Source organism: Citrobacter sp. Cpa228 (assembly GCF_030333085.1).
Taxonomy (GTDB): domain Bacteria; phylum Pseudomonadota; class Gammaproteobacteria; order Enterobacterales; family Enterobacteriaceae; genus Citrobacter; species Citrobacter pasteurii.
The window spans coordinates 46,657-64,453 of the sequence record NZ_JAOWGQ010000044.1 but is presented as its reverse complement, the minus strand read 5'-3'; the positions used below and the strand labels follow the sequence as shown (position 1 = coordinate 64,453).

The 17,797-nt window shown below is 49.2% G+C and carries 16 protein-coding genes; 6 read left to right on the top strand and 10 right to left on the bottom strand.

Annotation, left to right across the window (positions count from 1 at the left end; all coding sequences use genetic code 11):
* Position 1: 1 nt before the first annotated feature.
* From prpC to OGX91_RS11555, 4 genes are all read right to left on the bottom strand, one after another.
* Entirely contained in the window at positions 2 to 1,171 is a 1,170-nt protein-coding gene (gene prpC, locus OGX91_RS11570) for a bifunctional 2-methylcitrate synthase/citrate synthase (RefSeq protein WP_005127933.1), read from the bottom strand.
* A 108-nt stretch (positions 1,172 to 1,279) separates the two neighbouring features.
* Positions 1,280 to 2,161: a methylisocitrate lyase gene (gene prpB, locus OGX91_RS11565; RefSeq protein ID WP_005127932.1), complete on the bottom strand. Its 882-nt coding sequence runs from the start codon at positions 2,159 to 2,161 to the stop codon at positions 1,280 to 1,282.
* A 287-nt stretch (positions 2,162 to 2,448) separates the two neighbouring features.
* Positions 2,449 to 2,643, bottom strand: coding sequence for a hypothetical protein (locus tag OGX91_RS11560; RefSeq protein ID WP_199947209.1), 195 nt, complete (start codon positions 2,641 to 2,643; stop codon positions 2,449 to 2,451).
* Between the two features lie 52 nt (positions 2,644 to 2,695).
* Entirely contained in the window at positions 2,696 to 3,061 is a 366-nt protein-coding gene (locus OGX91_RS11555) for a hypothetical protein (RefSeq protein WP_233614610.1), read from the bottom strand.
* Positions 3,062 to 3,567: 506 nt separating this feature from the next.
* On the opposite strand from OGX91_RS11555, the gene OGX91_RS11550 reads away from it, so the two are divergent.
* The 3 genes from OGX91_RS11550 to prpR all read left to right on the top strand — a co-directional run bounded on the left by OGX91_RS11550 (position 3,568) and on the right by prpR (position 8,566).
* Positions 3,568 to 4,638 (top strand): HlyD family secretion protein, encoded by a 1,071-nt coding sequence (locus OGX91_RS11550; protein ID WP_502873354.1) that lies wholly within the window; start codon positions 3,568 to 3,570, stop codon positions 4,636 to 4,638.
* Positions 4,638 to 6,824 carry a peptidase domain-containing ABC transporter gene (locus OGX91_RS11545; protein ID WP_286626415.1) on the top strand — a complete coding sequence of 729 codons (2,187 nt, stop codon included), beginning with the start codon at positions 4,638 to 4,640 and terminating at the stop codon, positions 6,822 to 6,824. Before OGX91_RS11550 ends, OGX91_RS11545 begins: the two co-directional genes overlap by 1 nt.
* Positions 6,825 to 6,970: 146 nt before the next feature.
* Positions 6,971 to 8,566, top strand: a complete 1,596-nt coding sequence (gene prpR, locus OGX91_RS11540; RefSeq protein ID WP_155021625.1) for a propionate catabolism operon regulatory protein PrpR — start codon at positions 6,971 to 6,973, stop codon at positions 8,564 to 8,566.
* A 48-nt stretch (positions 8,567 to 8,614) separates the two neighbouring features.
* Here prpR and yahO read toward each other — a convergent pair whose 3' ends face one another.
* A complete protein-coding gene (yahO, locus tag OGX91_RS11535) occupies positions 8,615 to 8,890 on the bottom strand; it encodes a DUF1471 family periplasmic protein YahO (protein ID WP_040232817.1) in 276 nt (91 codons plus the stop codon).
* Positions 8,891 to 9,163: 273 nt separating this feature from the next.
* On the opposite strand from yahO, the gene OGX91_RS11530 reads away from it, so the two are divergent.
* From OGX91_RS11530 to OGX91_RS11520, 3 genes are all read left to right on the top strand, one after another.
* The gene (locus tag OGX91_RS11530) at positions 9,164 to 9,796 is read left to right on the top strand and encodes a LysE family transporter (protein ID WP_040232821.1); all 633 of its coding nucleotides are present in this window, start codon (positions 9,164 to 9,166) and stop codon (positions 9,794 to 9,796) included.
* Positions 9,797 to 9,884: 88 nt separating this feature from the next.
* On the top strand, positions 9,885 to 11,273 hold the full coding sequence (locus tag OGX91_RS11525) for a diguanylate cyclase (RefSeq protein ID WP_155021626.1): 1,389 nt from the start codon (positions 9,885 to 9,887) through the stop codon (positions 11,271 to 11,273).
* A 219-nt stretch (positions 11,274 to 11,492) separates the two neighbouring features.
* The gene (locus OGX91_RS11520) at positions 11,493 to 12,599 is read left to right on the top strand and encodes a 4Fe-4S binding protein (RefSeq protein ID WP_005127927.1); all 1,107 of its coding nucleotides are present in this window, start codon (positions 11,493 to 11,495) and stop codon (positions 12,597 to 12,599) included.
* A 73-nt stretch (positions 12,600 to 12,672) separates the two neighbouring features.
* Here OGX91_RS11520 and OGX91_RS11515 read toward each other — a convergent pair whose 3' ends face one another.
* The 5 genes from OGX91_RS11515 to OGX91_RS11495 are packed head-to-tail and all read right to left on the bottom strand — an operon-like array spanning position 12,673 to position 17,418.
* On the bottom strand, positions 12,673 to 13,566 hold the full coding sequence (locus OGX91_RS11515; RefSeq protein WP_005127925.1) for a MurR/RpiR family transcriptional regulator: 894 nt from the start codon (positions 13,564 to 13,566) through the stop codon (positions 12,673 to 12,675).
* Between the two features lie 2 nt (positions 13,567 to 13,568).
* Positions 13,569 to 14,516, bottom strand: a complete 948-nt coding sequence (locus OGX91_RS11510) for an iron-siderophore ABC transporter substrate-binding protein (RefSeq protein WP_005127924.1) — start codon at positions 14,514 to 14,516, stop codon at positions 13,569 to 13,571.
* A gap of 15 nt (positions 14,517 to 14,531) precedes the next feature.
* A complete protein-coding gene (locus OGX91_RS11505) occupies positions 14,532 to 15,584 on the bottom strand; it encodes a FecCD family ABC transporter permease (protein WP_149691312.1) in 1,053 nt (350 codons plus the stop codon).
* A complete protein-coding gene (locus OGX91_RS11500; protein WP_155021627.1) occupies positions 15,581 to 16,594 on the bottom strand; it encodes a FecCD family ABC transporter permease in 1,014 nt (337 codons plus the stop codon). The genes OGX91_RS11505 and OGX91_RS11500 overlap by 4 nt, the downstream gene beginning before the upstream one ends.
* The gene (locus OGX91_RS11495; RefSeq protein ID WP_040232828.1) at positions 16,591 to 17,418 is read right to left on the bottom strand and encodes an ABC transporter ATP-binding protein; all 828 of its coding nucleotides are present in this window, start codon (positions 17,416 to 17,418) and stop codon (positions 16,591 to 16,593) included. The genes OGX91_RS11500 and OGX91_RS11495 overlap by 4 nt, the downstream gene beginning before the upstream one ends.
* Positions 17,419 to 17,797: the final 379 nt, after the last annotated feature.

Sequence of the window (17,797 nt, the reverse complement as noted above, 5' to 3'; positions counted from 1 at the left end):
ATTAGCAACGTTTTTCAATCGGGACAAATTCGCGATCTTCCGGGCCGGTGTAATTGGCGGAAGGACGGATAATTTTATTGTCCTGGCGCTGTTCGATGATATGCGCCGCCCAGCCGGTAACGCGGGCGATGACAAACAGCGGGGTGAACATTTCGGTGGGGACACCCATCATGTTGTAAGAAACCGCCGAGAACCAGTCGAGGTTGGGGAACATCTTTTTCGTTTCCCACATTACGTCTTCCAGACGGTCGGCGATGTTGTACATTTTCAGCGAACCACCTTCCTGAGAAAGCTGTTTCGCCACGCGCTTGATCACCTGATGGCGCGGGTCGGCGATGGTGTAAACCGGATGACCAAAACCAATCACCACTTCTTTGTTTTCCACGCGTTTACGAATATCCGCTTCGGCTTCGTCCGGCGTTTCGTAGCGCTGTTGGATCTCCAGCGACACTTCATTCGCCCCGCCGTGTTTCGGTCCACGCAGTGCGCCAATCGCGCCGATAATCGCGGAATACATATCGGAGCCGGTCCCGGCAATCACGCGGCTGGTAAAGGTGGAGGCGTTAAATTCGTGTTCGGCGTACAACACCAGCGAAATATGCATCGCTTTTTCCCAGCTTCGCGACGGCTTGTCGCCATGCAGCAGATGCAGGAAGTGACCGCCAATGGAATCATCGTCAGTTTCCGGCTGAATACGCTCGCCGTTATGGCTGTAGTGATACCAGTACAGAAGGATCGAACTGAGCGACGCCAGTAGCTTGTCGGCAATATCGCGCGCGCCAGAGACGGTATGACCTTCTTTTTCCGGCAGCGTACAGCCCAGCGCGGAGACGCCGGTGCGCATCACGTCCATCGGATGCGAGGCGGCAGGCAGCGCTTCCAGCACAGTGCGCACGTTAGCGGGCAGTCCGCGCAGCGCTTTGAGTTTGCTTTTATAGGCGGTGAGTTCATCGCGGGTAGGTAATTTCCCGTGGATCAGCAGATGCGCGACTTCTTCAAATTCGCACTGCTGCGCCAGGTCGAGAATATCGTAGCCACGATAGTGTAAATCGTTACCGCTTTTACCGACGGTACACAGCGCGGTATTTCCGGCGGCAACGCCGGACAGCGCAACCGATTTTTTAGGTTTAATGACATGGGTACTATTTTGCAGGATCGTTGTGTCGCTCATGTTGTCCTCGTCATTATTGTAATGTGTAGGGTGCTGAGGGTGTGCGAGTAGGCCTGATAAGGCGCAGCCGCCATCAGGCAATGCTGGATGGCACTACGTTTATCCGGCCTACTTTTTGGTGTACAGCGCGTCGAGTTTCTCTTCGAACTGGTAGTAATTGATGCTTTCGTACAGTTCGTTGCGCGTCTGCATAATGTCGATCACACTCTTTTGCGTGCCTTCCTGGCGCAGCACGTTGTAAACTTTTTCCGCAGCACGGTTCATGGCGCGAAAGGCCGACAACGGATACAGCGCCATCGCGACGTTCGCACTGCGCAATTCATCGGTGGTGAACAGCGGCGTAGCGCCAAATTCGGTAATGTTGGCGAGGATCGGCACCTGCACCGCATCGGCAAACTGGCGGTACATCGCAAGCTCGGTGATGGCTTCCGGAAACAGCATGTCCGCGCCTGCTTCGACATACGCCTGGGCGCGATCGATGGCAGCCTCTAACCCTTCCACCGCCAACGCGTCGGTTCGCGCCATGATGACAAAATTAGGATCGGGACGTGCATCCACCGCGGCGCGGATCCTGTCGACCATCTCTTCTTTAGAGACGATCGCTTTGTTCGGGCGATGACCGCAGCGCTTGGCGCCGATTTGATCTTCAATATGCAGCGCGGCAGCCCCAGCTTTGGAAATCGACTTCACGGTACGCGCCACGTTGAACGCTGACGATCCAAACCCGATATCTGCATCCACCAGCAGCGGCAGCGGGCAAACATCAGTAATGCGACGAATATCGGTCAGCACATCATCAAGGGTAGAAATACCAAGATCCGGCAGACCCAGAGACCCCGCCGCGACGCCGCCGCCGGAGAGGTAAATCGCCTGATACCCGGCGCGTTGGGCCAGCAGAGCGTGATTGGCGTTGATGGCGCCAACGATTTGTAATGGATTTTCTTTGCTGAGCGCGGCGCGAAACGCCAGCCCTGGGGAGTGTAGAGACATATCCCGTCCTCTTGTTATCAACTTGTTATCATTAGTTGATTTACTTAAAGCAAGGGGTATGCCAAAAAAATTTTATGAGAAATTTTTTCAAAAAAACTATTAATAACAATGCATTATAATAACAATGCAATAAAAACTTCAAATAACATAATATGTTAATGTTTCAACGGAACGGTATTAAACGTTTCGTTGAAACATTTTTGAAACAGAGTTAAATTTAAATTACTTGATTTTAACCACACAAGGCATCTCGCATTTTTCCAAAAGTATGGTTCATACTTTTGACATTAAAATTTATTTGCAGCCTTCAATAATATTTTAACAAAAAATAACATTGTTGAGATCACCAAGATAAATTTTGAGAATACCTCTGGAGCTGGATACCAGGTCTCTGTAAATGCCACTCCAGCCCCACTAAGTACAGAAGAAGCGATTAACACAGCAACAAAGACCCCAGCTAATCTTATTATTTTTTTCATCATATTTATCAACCATTATCAATAATGGAGGTATCCCTCCATTATTTTCAATTTTTTATCTGCAAACACCCCCCATGCCTCCAGAATTACAATTACTGTTAGTACCAGTTCCTCCACCATTACTATTCTTGCCACCATTAGAAAAACAACCGCCCGCCAACCCCCCGCCCATGATACCTAAAGCCATTCCAGCAGGACCTCCCATTATACCTGCAATAGCCCCGCCAATAATGCCATTATTACAGTCTGTCACATCCTGCCCTAAACTTCCGTAAAAACCTGAACGATTGCTACTACCACCATTTTTGTTATTGTTTCTGGAAGAAGAGCTACCTGCGTTCCTTCCCGACTCATAATTTGAGTTCGCGTTCCCACCTGATACGCAACCTATTTCCATTAATGATAATTCCCTTATACTCATACTCAATTACTCCTTTCAATAAAAACGGACGATTACCTCACTAACACTTTTAACATAAAAGTATATACCAGCAAATAAGCAATTAAAATTAATTATATTTTTGAGACATTCACCGCAAAATTAAAAACTCTTTAATAACAAACCTCAAATACATTTTTTGCGCGAATACAAGTCAAAAAAGCATTCAAAGTAACAACACTTTTATTTAACAGGACTTGACACAAACACGCTGTTAAATCTATTAATAATATGCACACCCAGTCATTCACAAAATACATGAATGGCCTAATATCAATACGCTTTATAAACTATAGATTTAAATGATGGAATTATTCAGAAAAGAAGTTCTCGATAATCACTATAGAGTAACAACCGGAGATATTCTCATACAGTCTTCACTGTGTATGACTATTAGCACTATTGCAACCATCTTACTAATAATTATGTTAGCTATATTTGTTACCTTTGGAGAGTATACGAGAAAAGCTCGTCTCACTGGAATAGTAATGCCTTCATCAGGCTTGATAAAAATAACTCCAAAATTTAATGGCCATGTAACAAAATTAACAGTCAAAGAGGGTGATCATGTAGAAAAGGGACAATTGCTTTATCATATCAGTGGCGAACATTATGATCGTCAGGGGACTGGAACATTCGCAATAATAAATCAATCATTGCAAGCTCAATATGCAATGCTTACCACACAGCAAAATCTTGAAAAACTTGACAACAATCAACAACAGCAAGCAGCAAAACAGCGAATCCCATTAATTTCATTACAAATAAAAAGTGCAGAACACAGGTTATCACTAGCAAAAAACCAAGTAGAGCTTTCATCCGCGACCGTAAAACGTTATCAGAAACTTATTAAACAAAAATATGTATCTGATACTGAGTATCAACAGAAACAGATAGAAGAAACAGCAGCAAAAGAAAATGTGGAAAACCAACGCCAATTACTTCTACAACTTCACACTTTACTAGACACTACCAAAGATAATCTTTCACATCTTACTCTTCAAGGGCAAAGTAGGAATACAGAATTAGAAAGACAGTTACAAGAGATACGAAAACAACAAGTCGAAATTTCCAGCCAAGAAAATTTTGCATTGACAGCACCTGTCTCAGGTACAGTGGCGGCCATTCTTGTAAAACAAGGACAATCAGTCAAAGCATATGAACCTGCATTAACATTAATACCTGAGAATACAAAACTTCAAATCGAGCTTTATGCAACCAGCCAGAATGCAGGCTTTATACGTGCGAATCAGAAAGTATCATTAAGATTTCAGGCTTTCCCATATCAGAAATTTGGTGTTCAATACGGTGTTATTCGTGAAATAAGTCGAACAACGTTATCACCATCAGATTTACTCTCAATTACACCTCTAACCTGGACGGTTAACGAAGGGCACTATCGTGTAATTGTTGAACCTAAATTATCCTATATTCTGGCCTATGGAAAAAAAGAAACACTCCGACCAGGAATGCTGCTTGAAGGGGATGTCAGCCTGGACACCAGATACTTATGGGAATGGCTAACAGAACCAATCTGGTCTCTCAAAGGAAAAATATGATGATAAAAACAAAATTGAACGATAGAAAGTCTCCCCCAATTATAAGACAAACAGAATCTGCGGAATGTGGTTTAGCTTGCCTGGCGATGATATCCAGCTGGCATGGGCTATTAATTGATCTACCCACACTTCGTAACCGTTTTAATATAAGCACGCAAGGGATGACTCTACAGCGTTTAATTGATTGTGCATCAGATATCAATTTTTCATCTCGACCAGTTAGATTGGAACCAAACGATCTTAAATCACTCAATCTTCCCTGCATACTTCATTGGAACATGAATCATTTTGTTGTACTATGTAAGGTTCGCAATAATAAGTTGACAATCCATGATCCCGATAAAGGAAAGTTATCTATTTCTGTCTCAGAAGCAGGGAAACATTTCACAGGAATCGCACTCGAACTAACTCCAAATAATAATTTTACACCTCACAATGAAAAAACAAAAATACGATTAAGGCAGTTAACAGGAAAGACTAAAGGGTTATTTCCTTCCATGCTTCGCATAATAATTTTCGCACTGGCACTAGAAATAATCACTCTTACTGGACCATTAATTAATCAAATTGTTATTGATGAAGTTTTAGTTGCAGCAGATGAAAACCTATTAACTGTTATTGTTATTTCTTTATTTTTACTATCTATAACACAGTTGTTACTTTCCCTTGCCAGACAATTAACCATTATAAACATGTCTGTAAATTTTAACATGCAATGGACTGCTAACGTTTTTCATCATCTATTGAGGCTTCCTCTCACATGGTTTAATGCCAGAAGCCAAGGAAGTGTTGAAGCTCGTTTCAATGCCATAAATAACATTCAGCAAGCTCTAACCTTACAAGTACTCGGCGGTATTCTCGACTTTCTTTTGCTTATAACATCGTTAAGTATGATGTTGCTATACAGCCCAACAATGACCCTAATTGCATTATTATCAGCTTTGGTTTACGGGATATTGAGAATTCTTTGGCATCCAGCTATACGGCAGGCAACGGAGGATGCCTGGGATGCTGAAGCTCGGGAGTCAAGTTATTTTCTGGAAACTTTAAATGGGATTTTAAGCCTCAGAGTAAATGGCGTTACAGCACACAGAGAAGCTGCCTGGCTGAATCTCAATGTATCGAGAAGAAATACACAGTTGCAAGAAAGCCGACTCATCATGGGATTTGATATTGCCAATACTCTCACAAAAAGCATTGCTTCCGTGATTATTCTATGGAAAGGCGCAGGAGAAGTTTTAGATGGCAATTTCACCGTAGGTATGCTTGTAGCCTATCTCTCTTTTCATACCCGATTTTCATCCAGTATTAGTAGCCTAACTAACTCTATTTTTTCCTGGTGCTTACTTGACATTTACAATGAGCGTCTTGCAGATATTGTCATGACTCAAAGAGAGGATAATGCAGCTCAAACTAGTATTGAGTTAAAACACGACCAGTTTCCAATTTTTAACGCAAGTATCGCCCAAACACCAAAAATAAAAGCGGAGTACCCAGTGGTAGTCGAAAATATTTCGTTTCATCACAAAGGGGAAAAATCATTATTATTCAATAAATTATCCCTAACCCTGAACCCAAAAGAAATTTTAGCCATCACAGGAAAACCCGGATGTGGGAAGTCAACCTTATTAAATATTATCTTAGGAATTGACCATCCAACTGAAGGCTCAATACAAACTCTTGGTATAAAAAACAACCACCCAGATTATTTACACATACGCAAAAATATCGGAACTGTTCTTCAAAATGATATTTTGTTTCGAGGCTCAATAGCTGACAACATAATCTTCTTTCATGAAGAAAAAAACCACGAAAGAATGATTCACTGTGCGCAACTGGTCTTAATCAATGACGACATAGTAGCAATGCCCATGGGATATCAGACATTAATTGGTGAAAACGGTAGTGGGCTATCAGGGGGACAAAAGCAACGAATACTCCTTGCCAGAGCATTATACAAAAAACCGCTTTTTTTATTACTAGATGAAGCAACAAGCCACCTAGATGTAGAAAGTGAAATCATTATCAGTCAAACACTACGCCAAATCGGGCTTCCAATACTATTGATAGCTCACAGGCCTGAAACACTGGCATCAGCAGATCGAGTCTTACTTATGGAGCAAGGAACACTTACAGCAGTCAATTACGGGCCTTCTGTAGCAGGAAATTTATCAAAACAAAATTAATAGCAAGAGATTGGATATGTACTGAATAAATTGAAGCTAAAAGCGTGTCAGCTATCGTTTCATGAAACTGGCCTTAACGTTTCATTGCAACATTTATGAAACACAACTAAACCCTAATACTCGGTTCCTTACTTTTTGGGTTGGTTATGGCTGATACGCATCTTCCGCCGCGGGTGAACGACGACAAACCGGTTATCTGGACGGTTTCGGTCACCCGCCTGTTCGAACTGTTTCGCGACATCAGCCTGGAGTTCGACCATCTGGCGACCATCACCCCTATTCAGTTGGGTTTTGAAAAAGCGGTCACCTATATCCGCAAGAAACTGGCTACCGAGCGTTGCGATGCGATCATTGCGGCGGGTTCCAACGGGGCGTATCTGAAAAGCCGTTTATCGATCCCGGTGATCCTGATTAAACCCAGCGGATTTGACGTGCTCCAGGCGCTGGCAAAAGCAGGAAAGCTCACCTCGTCGATTGGCGTCATTACCTACCAGGAAACTATCCCTGCGCTTCTCGCCTTTCAAAAGACCTTCAATTTGCAGCTTGAACAGCGCAGCTATATCACTGAAGAAGATGCTCGTGGGCAAATCAACGAATTGAAGGCCAACGGTACACAAGCGGTAGTCGGCGCGGGGCTGATTACCGACCTGGCAGAAGAAGCGGGTATGACCGGCATCTTTATCTATTCAGCGGCTACCGTGCGCCAGGCCTTTGTCGATGCGCTGGATATGACGCGCCTGACGCTGCGGCGAAACGGTCAATACGCTTCTGGCGATACGCTGCGCACCCGCTATGCACTGGGAGATATGCGCGGTCACTCTGCTCAGATGGAACAGGTGCGGCACACCATAATGCTCTACGCCCGTTCGCGTGCGCCGGTGCTGATTCAGGGCGAAACGGGTACGGGGAAAGAGCTGGCGGCACAGGCCATTCATCGTGAATATTTCACCCGTCAGGAGAATCGACGCGGTAAACCCTCACCGCCGTTTGTTGCCGTCAACTGCGGGGCGATCACCGAATCCTTACTGGAAGCGGAGTTGTTCGGCTATGAGGATGGTGCTTTTACCGGCTCACGGCGGGGTGGACGCGCGGGTCTGTTTGAAATCGCCCACGGCGGGACACTGTTTCTTGATGAGATAGGTGAAATGCCGTTGCCGCTACAAACCCGGTTGCTGCGCGTACTGGAAGAAAAAGAGGTCACCCGGGTAGGCGGACATCACCCCATTCCGGTAGAGGTACGGGTGATTAGCGCCACGCACTGCAACCTGGAGCAAGAGATGAAACAAGGCGAGTTTCGTCGCGATCTGTTTTATCGCCTGAGCATTCTGCGCCTCAAACTCCCCCCGCTACGCGAACGGCTACCCGATATTTTACCGCTGGCGGAAGGCTTTTTAAAACAGTCACTGGCGGAATTGGATGTGCCATTTTCTGAGCCTGTGCGTAAAGGACTAGGGCTCAGCCAACATATGCTGCTGAATTACAACTGGCCGGGGAATATTCGTGAGCTGCGCAATATGATGGAGCGTCTGGCATTATTTTTAAGCGTCGAGCCACAACCAGAACTTAACGTCCATTTCTTGCAGCAATTATTGCCAGAGCTGGCGATTGTCGCCGAAATACCCCAGATATCATTATCACTGACGCCACAACAGGTACTGGCACAATTCAACGGTGATAAAACAGCGGCGGCACGATATCTCGGTATCAGCCGAACCACGTTTTGGCGCAGGTTAAAAGAATAACCCGCCAGTACAGAGGCGGGCGGGTACTTTATCTTTCAATGCAGCGTATTATTTTTTCTTGTAGATATTGGCGGTGCCATGGATTTTATTATCCGTTTGACCGGACGTTAATACCACAACATCGGCGCCTTTCTCTTCGGCTTTCTTCAGCAGCTCTTCTTTGGCATCTGCGACAGAAACTTCATTACTCGTTGAGATATCACCGATTTTTGTGTACTGCGACTCAACCTTTTCAAACTCAAGTTTTGTCATAAATTCCGCTGCATATACGTTGGTCACGACAAAAGCTAATGCACCAATAAGTACTTTAATTCCAGTTTTCATAGACCAGCTCCAGGTTTTGTTATGACGCCATCATCGATCCCTGAACATGAGATAACGCGATTCAAGGATGATTAATAACTAGTCCAGCCTGGATAAAAAATCCACACTCGGCATAAATATATAGAAATTTTGCGGCACAGAAAAAACCGCCCATCGAGTATCAGCGCAGCAACCGGTTCAAAGTTTCAATAGCCAGTGTGAGTTGATCCTCAGAACAACCAGCTCGCTGAAATTATAGTGTTAACTTTATGAATATTTGAGGAATGGTTGCCTATGGAACCGCTACACGCCGTCGTGCTCACCGTCAGCCTGTTTGTTTTAACCTTTTTTAACCCCGGCGCGAACCTGTTTGTGGTGGTGCAAACCAGCCTGGCGTCAGGGCGACGCGCGGGGGTGATGACCGGTCTGGGCGTGGCACTGGGCGATGCGTTCTACTCCGGGCTTGGCCTGTTTGGTATGGCGACGCTTATCACCCAATGTGAAGAGATATTCTCACTGATAAAAATCGTCGGCGGTGTCTACTTACTGTGGTTTGCCTGGAATAGCATACGCCATCAGGCGACACCGCAAATGCCCACGTTACAGCAGCCGATCTCCGCCCCCTGGTATGTATTCTTTCGTCGCGGGCTGTTAACGGATTTATCCAATCCGCAAACCGTACTGTTTTTTATTAGTATTTTCTCGGTCACCTTAAGCGCAGAAACCCCGACCTGGGCCAGGCTGATGGCATGGGCAGGCATTGTGCTTTCTTCTGTGATCTGGCGTATTTTTCTCAGTCAGGCGTTTTCTCTTCCTGCGGTGCGTCGTGCATATGGTCGCATTCAGCGCATTGCCAGCCGGGTAATTGGCGCCATTATCGGCGTCTTCGCCTTAAGGCTGATTTATGAAGGTATTTGCCATCGTTAATGCGTAAAGAGAGTTTCACTTGACCATCGTGACGTAATTGTCCGTAATACCGCCTGAATTTTTCAATCACATTTTGAGTGGCTGTGAGATGGAACAGGTTGATCCCGTAAATGACACATTACTCCTTACAGAATGGCGGGCGCTAATACGCCAGACATCCCCTGACGTTCATACGATCCTCACAGGGTTAAGCGACGATGAGATCCGCCATTTAGTGACCGTTTTTTATGACTACATGCTCTCTCATGCGGAGAGCGCGTTGTTTCTGAATACGGAGCAGGTCAGCACGCGACTGAGCGGCAGTATGTTTGACTGGTTGCGCAGCGTGCTCGGCAGCGCATATGGAGACCTCCCGCGCTTGCTGGCAAAACAGCGTGAAATTGGTGTGGTACACGCCCGTATCGGCCTGCCTATCGATCTGGTTAACCGCGGTGCGCGTAAGCTAAAAGAAGAGCTGTATCAGTTGCTGAAAAGTAAGGCAGACTACTCTGTCAGCCTGTTGACCGATGCTATCTGTTTCAGCAGTCTGGCGATGGACACTGCGCTGGAGGCCATGACCGTTTCCTACTCTCCGAGCTATCAAAACTCGCTGCACACGCAGGAGCAGTATCGCCTGCAGACCATTTACGACGACGTCAACGTCGAGCGCGAACGGCAAATCCGTTCGTTTACCGATTGGGAAAATCAGTTTATCTACAACATTGCGACCGGATTACCGTCCGGCGATCTGGTATTCCTGGCGGACTCAGATTTTGGTATGTGGTTCTCCCATAAAGGAAAACACATTCTTGGCAGCGGTAATCTGCTGGCAGAAATGGAATCCGTGATCGCTGAAATCGATAACCGTCTGACACAGGCACTCTCGAATCAGCAACAACCTGGCGAAACCGAACGGATGAGCTTATTGCAGGATATCCGACAGCTCTCGGCCAAAATCCATTTTCTCCTCGCCTCAATGTTTGAAGCGCTGGTCAAACAGGAAAATGGCAAAGATTCGCTGACCCAGCTGCTTAATCGCCGCTTTATCCCAACTATTATGCGCCGTGAAATCTCGCTGGCGTTACATTCACGAAAACCCTTTACCCTGGCAATGCTGGACATTGATTATTTTAAGCAGATCAACGACAGCTACGGACATAATACTGGCGATATGACGCTGAAAAACGTCGCGGCCGTTATTTATGAGCACATCCGCAGTAGCGATTACGTATTCCGCTATGGTGGTGAAGAGTTTATGATCCTGCTGGTCGAATCAGACGAATCGCAGGCCTCGATTATTCTGGAAACACTGCGCAAGAAAATTGCCGAGCTACGTATCGCCGCTTCCATGACTGAATCCTTCTCTATTACCGTCAGTATCGGCGTTGCCGAATATGACTATCACCCCGACTACAAACAACTGGTTGATAAAGCCGATCGCGCGCTCTATCTGGCAAAAAGCCATGGCCGTAACCGCGTAGAAACGTACCGGGAATGACTGTCGTCCCTCACAGATAAATAAATACCCCGTTCAGGGTATTTATCTGACCTGTGATAAATATCGTGCTGTTATTTTTATACATGTCCATTAGCGTGATAAAAATGGCAGCCGATTAATAAGATGCAAATCAAATACACTATATCTTTATAGCGGTAGCATATCCCGGTGATGAGTCTTCCTGAATGCAGGGGGAAATATGAGGGATAATAAAAGATCATGAACGGGAAAAAGAAAACGCGCTGGCAGCGCCGCCCTGGTACCGTCGGAGGGAAACTGCCGTGGAATGACTGGCGCAATGCCAGTAGCTGGAGAAAAGCCACCCAGTTTCTCCTGTTGGCTATCAATATCTATATTGGCGTGACGTTCTGGTATTGGGTTCGCTATTTCGAAACAGCCGGTACCAGCGTTTATATCCCAAGGCCCGGCGGTATTGAGGGATGGCTTCCCATTGCCGGTCTGATGAATATCAGATACACACTGGAAACCGGCTTTCTTCCCCCCATTCACGCTGCTTCCATGCTGCTGCTTGTTGCCTTTATCCTGATGAGTCTGCTGTTAAAAAAAGCGTTCTGCTCGTGGTTGTGCCCGGTGGGTACGCTGTCTGAGCTGATAGGTAATCTGGGCAAAAAAATAGTGGGTCGCAACTTCACCCTGCCGCGCTGGCTGGATCTCCCCTTGCTGAGCCTGAAATATCTGCTGCTGAGCTTCTTTCTGTATATCGCCCTGTCGATGCCAGCACAGGGGATTCAGTATTTTCTGATGTCAGCCTACGGCATGATTATCGACGTTAAGATGCTCGATTTCTTTCGTAATATCGGCACGACGACGCTCATCGTGGTGGCGGTTATCAGCATCATGAGCCTGTTTATTCGCAATGCGTGGTGCCGTTATCTGTGCCCTTATGGCGCACTGCTTGGCCTGTTCTCTTTGCTTTCGCCGTTTAAGATCCGCCGTAATGCCGACAGTTGCATCGATTGCGGCAAATGCGCAAAGAACTGCCCGTCGAATATTCCGGTCGATCGCTTAATTCAGGTACGCACCGTTGAGTGCACAGGATGTATGACCTGTGTGGAATCCTGTCCGGTAGCCTCGACGCTGACTATGTCGCTGAAAACACCGCCTGGCGCACAATCAGGGCACAGCGCAGCGCCTAAACCATGGTGGCGACAAGGTAGGTTATCAGGGTGGACAATGACGCTACTGCTGCTCGGTATTCTGTTTGCCGCCGTAGGTTATGCGGTGTACGCCAACGTCTGGCAGACGCCGGTGCCGGATCATATGTATTTCCAGTTGATCCCGAAGGCCAGAATGATCGGCCATTAATGGTTTGATCTGTCTGCATTCATGCCGGGTGGCGACGACACCCTACCCGGCCTACACAGCGGATATCACCGGTTTATTTCTTCGCCCCGGATTTACCAATGCCCCGATAGAGTTCGTTAATCCGCTTCACGGATTTAATTGAACGCTGCGGCGCAGTAGAAGCGACAGACAGCACAATCATTTCCAGACACACCAGCACCGTACCGTGGAGCGGCATTTTCCCATTCTCGCCGCCGCGCGGCACGTTAATCACCACATCTGCTTCTTTACTAAAACGGGAGTCCAGCGCGTTCGTCAGTAAAATAACCGGGACACCCAACCGCCTGGCCTCGCGAATGGTCGTCAGCCCTTCCCGGTGCGGAGATTTCTGCGCCATCATGATCAGCACATCTCCACGCTGCAATGCGATCAGTTGCTCCGCGAGGTTAATCCCGGTGCGATTAAATGCTACCGCAGGCAGGCCAATACGGCTGAGCAGACGAGCGGTATAATCCGCCAATACGCCGGATGCGCCAATACCAAAAATTCCCACCTGACGGGCTTCTACCAGTAATGCCACCGCCTGGGCAATTGCATAGCGGTTTTGCGGTGTAGAAAGCGCTTCACAGGTACGCTGATGCCCCTGCAAGACAAAATCAATACTGGAGTTAACATCGCAAGAGAGCGTATTGACCGTGGTGGTCATCTTCTCTTCTGAGGTCACGCCAGGGCCAAACCAGTGTTCAATGGTCTGCTTTAAATCGCGCAACCCGGCAAACCCCAGCGCCTGAATTGCCCTGACCACCGTCGCGTCAGAAGTTTGCGTGGCGGCAGCGATTTCTATCGCCGTAAACTCCAGCACCACTTCGCGGTTTTCGTTGATATAACGCGCCACGGCCTGCATACGTGGCGAGAGCAAATGCGCCCGGGCGCGAAAACGGTCACCATAGACATCAATACGGTTTTTGGCTTTTTTCGCCGTCAGCATGGTTATTTAGCCTCCGGTAGCCATCGTCCGGCGATGTGCGTTTGCACCTGCGCCACCATCAGACTGAGCGAGGCATAGGAATTAGATATCGCCTCTTCACGGGAGAGTAAAACGTAATGTCCGCGCTGGCAGGCGGTCAGGAACTCACACCAGCCAGGCATCACCGCGTCCATCGCCGCGATTTCATCCTGCGGTTTACCACCGGTATCGCCACGCCAGGTCGCGAAGACAAAATCGGCATCCAGTTCAGGCAGACGTTCCGCACTGACATCAATGCGTCCCCCCGGCGGAATACTGTCGATAAGCTTCGGGAAAGTGAAACCGGCATCGCGTAAAACTCGCCCCAGGGAATGATAGGTGTGCAACGCATTGATTTTGCCCTGATTGGCCTGTATTACCGCCACAGAGATGTGCTGCGTATCAACCGTCCGCTTGAGCTGGGCTATTTCTTCACGGTAGCGCCGTTCCAGCAATGCCAGCCGGTTCTGCGTACCGGTAAGCTGCGCCAGCTTGCGGTAGATTTCCGGCGCACCGCCATCAAGATGATCGATGCTGACCGTCGGCGCTATTTTTTCCAGTTGCTCAATCGGCGTGTTACGGCTGGGTTCAGTGATAATTAAATCCGGTTTCGCCGCCACAATGGCTTCAATATCAATGTCTGCCGTACCGATATACGTCATGTTCGAATTATCAAAATCCACGCCGGTCAGCAGCACGCCGGAGCGTAAAAAATGGCTACCGTCAGGACGCGTTCGGCCGTGACTGGCCACCGGAGGCACGCCCAGTTCGATCAGCGGAATAGTGATGTCGAGATCGTGCAATGACACAATGCGCTGCGGATGCCGCGGCACGGTCACCACTCGCCCGAGATCGTCAGTAAATGACTGAACAGGCACCGCCGCCTGGACGGTGCAGCCGACCAGCAGCAGCAATGAAAAGATTAAACGCATATACCCTCTTAACAATTACAAACGATCCCGGCGACGCCAGAGCAACAGCAAAAAGAACGGTCCACCGGCCAGGGCAATGACGATCCCGGCGGGGATTTGCAGTGGTGCGAACGCCAGACGCCCCACGGTATCGGTGACCAGCACCAGCAATGCACCGATCAACGCACTTCCCCACAGCAGCGCTGTTTGTCCGCCACGCAGCCAGAATCGTGCCATGTGTGGCGCCATCAACCCGACAAAACCAAGGCTGCCCACGCAGGCAACACTGGCAGCGGTGAGTACAACCGGCGCGAGAAAACGCAACAACGCCAGTCGGGATAAACGTACCCCCAGCCCCGTTGCCGTCGCATTGCCAAGCAACGCCACATCCGAAGCGCGCGCCGTGGCAAATAAGATGATGGCCGCAGGCAACGTCCAGACCAGTGCCACCAGCAGCAGTGGCCAGGTGGCGGCATGAAGGCTCCCCGCCAGCCAGACCAGAGCAGTCTGTACGTCACGGACATCGGCGGTGGTCATAAATACGCCCATTCCCGCGGCAAAGAACCACGACACGCCAATGCCTATCAACACGAAGCGAGGCCGGGAGAAATCACGGGCCAGCAGCATCACCAGTGCAGCGACCAGTGCGCCGCCGGCCATTCCCGCCAGGGGCCGCCAAACCAGACTTGCGGACGGGAAAAGCAGCACCAGGGCCAGCACCACCACGCAACTCCCTTCTTTGACACCGATAAGCCCGGGATCGGCCAACCCGTTGCGGGTGATAGATTGCATCGCCGCCCCGGCCAATCCGAGCATCGCCCCGCACAGAAGCGCCATCAGCAGTCGCGGCAGTCGTACATCCCAAACGACATACTGTTGCTGAGCCGTCAACGCCTGAGGGTCAAACACCGCCCGTCCGATAGCGGAAGCCGGAACCGGGAGCGACCCCTGCATCACGCCAAACAGCAGTAATGCGATTGCCAGCACCGTCAGGCTGAGGCTGTACAGCACGGTTTTGGGACGAATGACACGAGAAAATCCACCCACCCGCCATGCACGAAGCCCTGCACGTTGCAGCATATCGTTCATTTCAAAAACCTCGACGCAATGAAAATAAACGCCGGTGCGCCCACCAGGGCGGTCATAATCCCTGTAGCCAGCTCCTGCGGAGCCAGCACCGTGCGGGCGGCAATATCCGCCAGCAGCAGCAGCACCGCACCCAGCAATGCCGACGTCGGTAGCATCTGACGAATATCTTCTGTTACCAGACGGCGGGTAACATTAGGCACTAACAGGCCGATAAATCCCAGCGGCCCCACGACAGAAACTGCCGCACCGCACAACAGCGCAATGGCGATCATCGCCAGCAAGCGTATGCGCAGAATATTCACCCCTAACCCACAGGCCATACGGTCGCCGAGAGCCAGAATATTCAGGCCCGGCGCGATAGCGAGCGCCAGCACCATACCGGCAAGCGACGGGGGAACGGCACTTTTGACACTTTCCCAACGCAGACCCGCGAGATCACCTACCAGCCAGGTGCGCATTGCCAACAGGGTTTGTTCATCCAGAATCAGGATGGCCGCAGTAAGCGATGACACCATGGCCGACAGCGCCACGCCGCACAGCGTGACCTTCAGCGGCGTTAAGCCACCGCGCCCGGCAGATGCAAGCGCCATCACCAACGAAAAGAGTGCCGCAGCACCGCCTGCCGCCAGCAATGGCTGGCTTACCCCCGTCACGCCAAGCGCGGTGCACAACACAACGACAAACGCCGCACCGGCATTCAGCCCCAGAATATGCGGCTCTCCCAGCGGATTACGAATCAACGCCTGCAACAGCACCCCCGCAACACCTAATGCCGCGCCGACCAGCATCGCCGCCGTCATGCGCAGCAGACGTAAGGAGACAATAATCCGGTGGTCAAAATTTTTCGCGTCAAAGTGGAACAGCGCCTGCACGACGGTCTGCGGGCTGATAGTGCGTGCGCCCACACCCAGATGCACCACTGCCAGAACACACAACAGCAACGTTAACACGGGGAACGCCAGCATAATCCGGCCACGGCGACGAGCCAGTGTGCTTGCCATGACCGTCATTGCTCTTGCCCGCCCGGCGCGCGGAACGGCATAAAGAACGGTTTGCCGGTGAGAGGATTCACCGACATCTGCACGTCGACGTCAAACACGTGCTTAATCAACTCGGGCGTGCAGTTTTCGCCATCATGCACGACGCCCTGCAACGTCCCCTGTTTGAGGAACACCAGCATGTCCCCGTAATTCACGGCAAAATTCAGGTCATGCAGGACCACAACCACAGTACGGCCATGATGGCGAGTCAGTGAATGCAACAGTTCGAGGATCTCCACCTGATAGCGCAGATCGAGAAACGTAGTCGGCTCATCCAACAAGATGACCGGCGTTTGCTGTGCCAGCGCCATCGCAATCCAGCAGCGCTGACGTTGCCCACCGGAAAGGCTCTCTACCGGCAAATGCGCAAAATCAGCAGTTCCGGTTAACTGGAGTGCCTGCTCCACGGCGCGTTCGTCATCGTCCGTCCATTGCGAAAGCATGTTCTGCCAGGGAAAACGCCCACGCGATACCAGTTCAAAAACGGTAAGCCCTTCGGGCACCAATGGGGATTGCGGCAGGATGCCGAGCTGGCGTGAAACCGCTTTGGTGGGCTGTTGATGAATGGCTTTGCCATCCAGCAATACGCTGCCGCCGTGCGGTTTCAACATACGGGCGATAGTGCTTAACAACGTTGATTTACCCGAGCCGTTCGCCCCCACCAGTACCGTCATTTTGCCTTGCGGAATAGTGAGACAGATATCGTGGACAATGGTGTTATGGCGATAACCCGCAGAAAGCTGTTGTAGTTCAATGCCCGTTCTGTGGGCGATATTTTCCACATGCTGTGGCATGTTCACTCCTGCGCCGCCGCATGGCAAAGCCTGCATGCGTAACTCTCTAAATAAAAATAAAACTCATTCTCTTTGTGATCTTGCTGGCTTGCACTGTAGTAGTCAAGCAATTACACCCTGTAGTTACATCACCTGTCGCCAACAACTAAAGCACAAATAAAAAACGCTGAAAAACCAATGAAAATCATTATTTTTCAATATATTGAAAATTAAATACCCTTAAAAAAACGACGGTTAAATTGCGTCGAATCGCTTGTAGTTTCTTTTTCATTTTTACGTTTACTACTACAAACACCCATGATTGAATGATTCTCAATTACACACCTGACGCCAGTAACGCTGGCTTACAGATGGATAAATGCAGGGCTGGCAAGCCGGG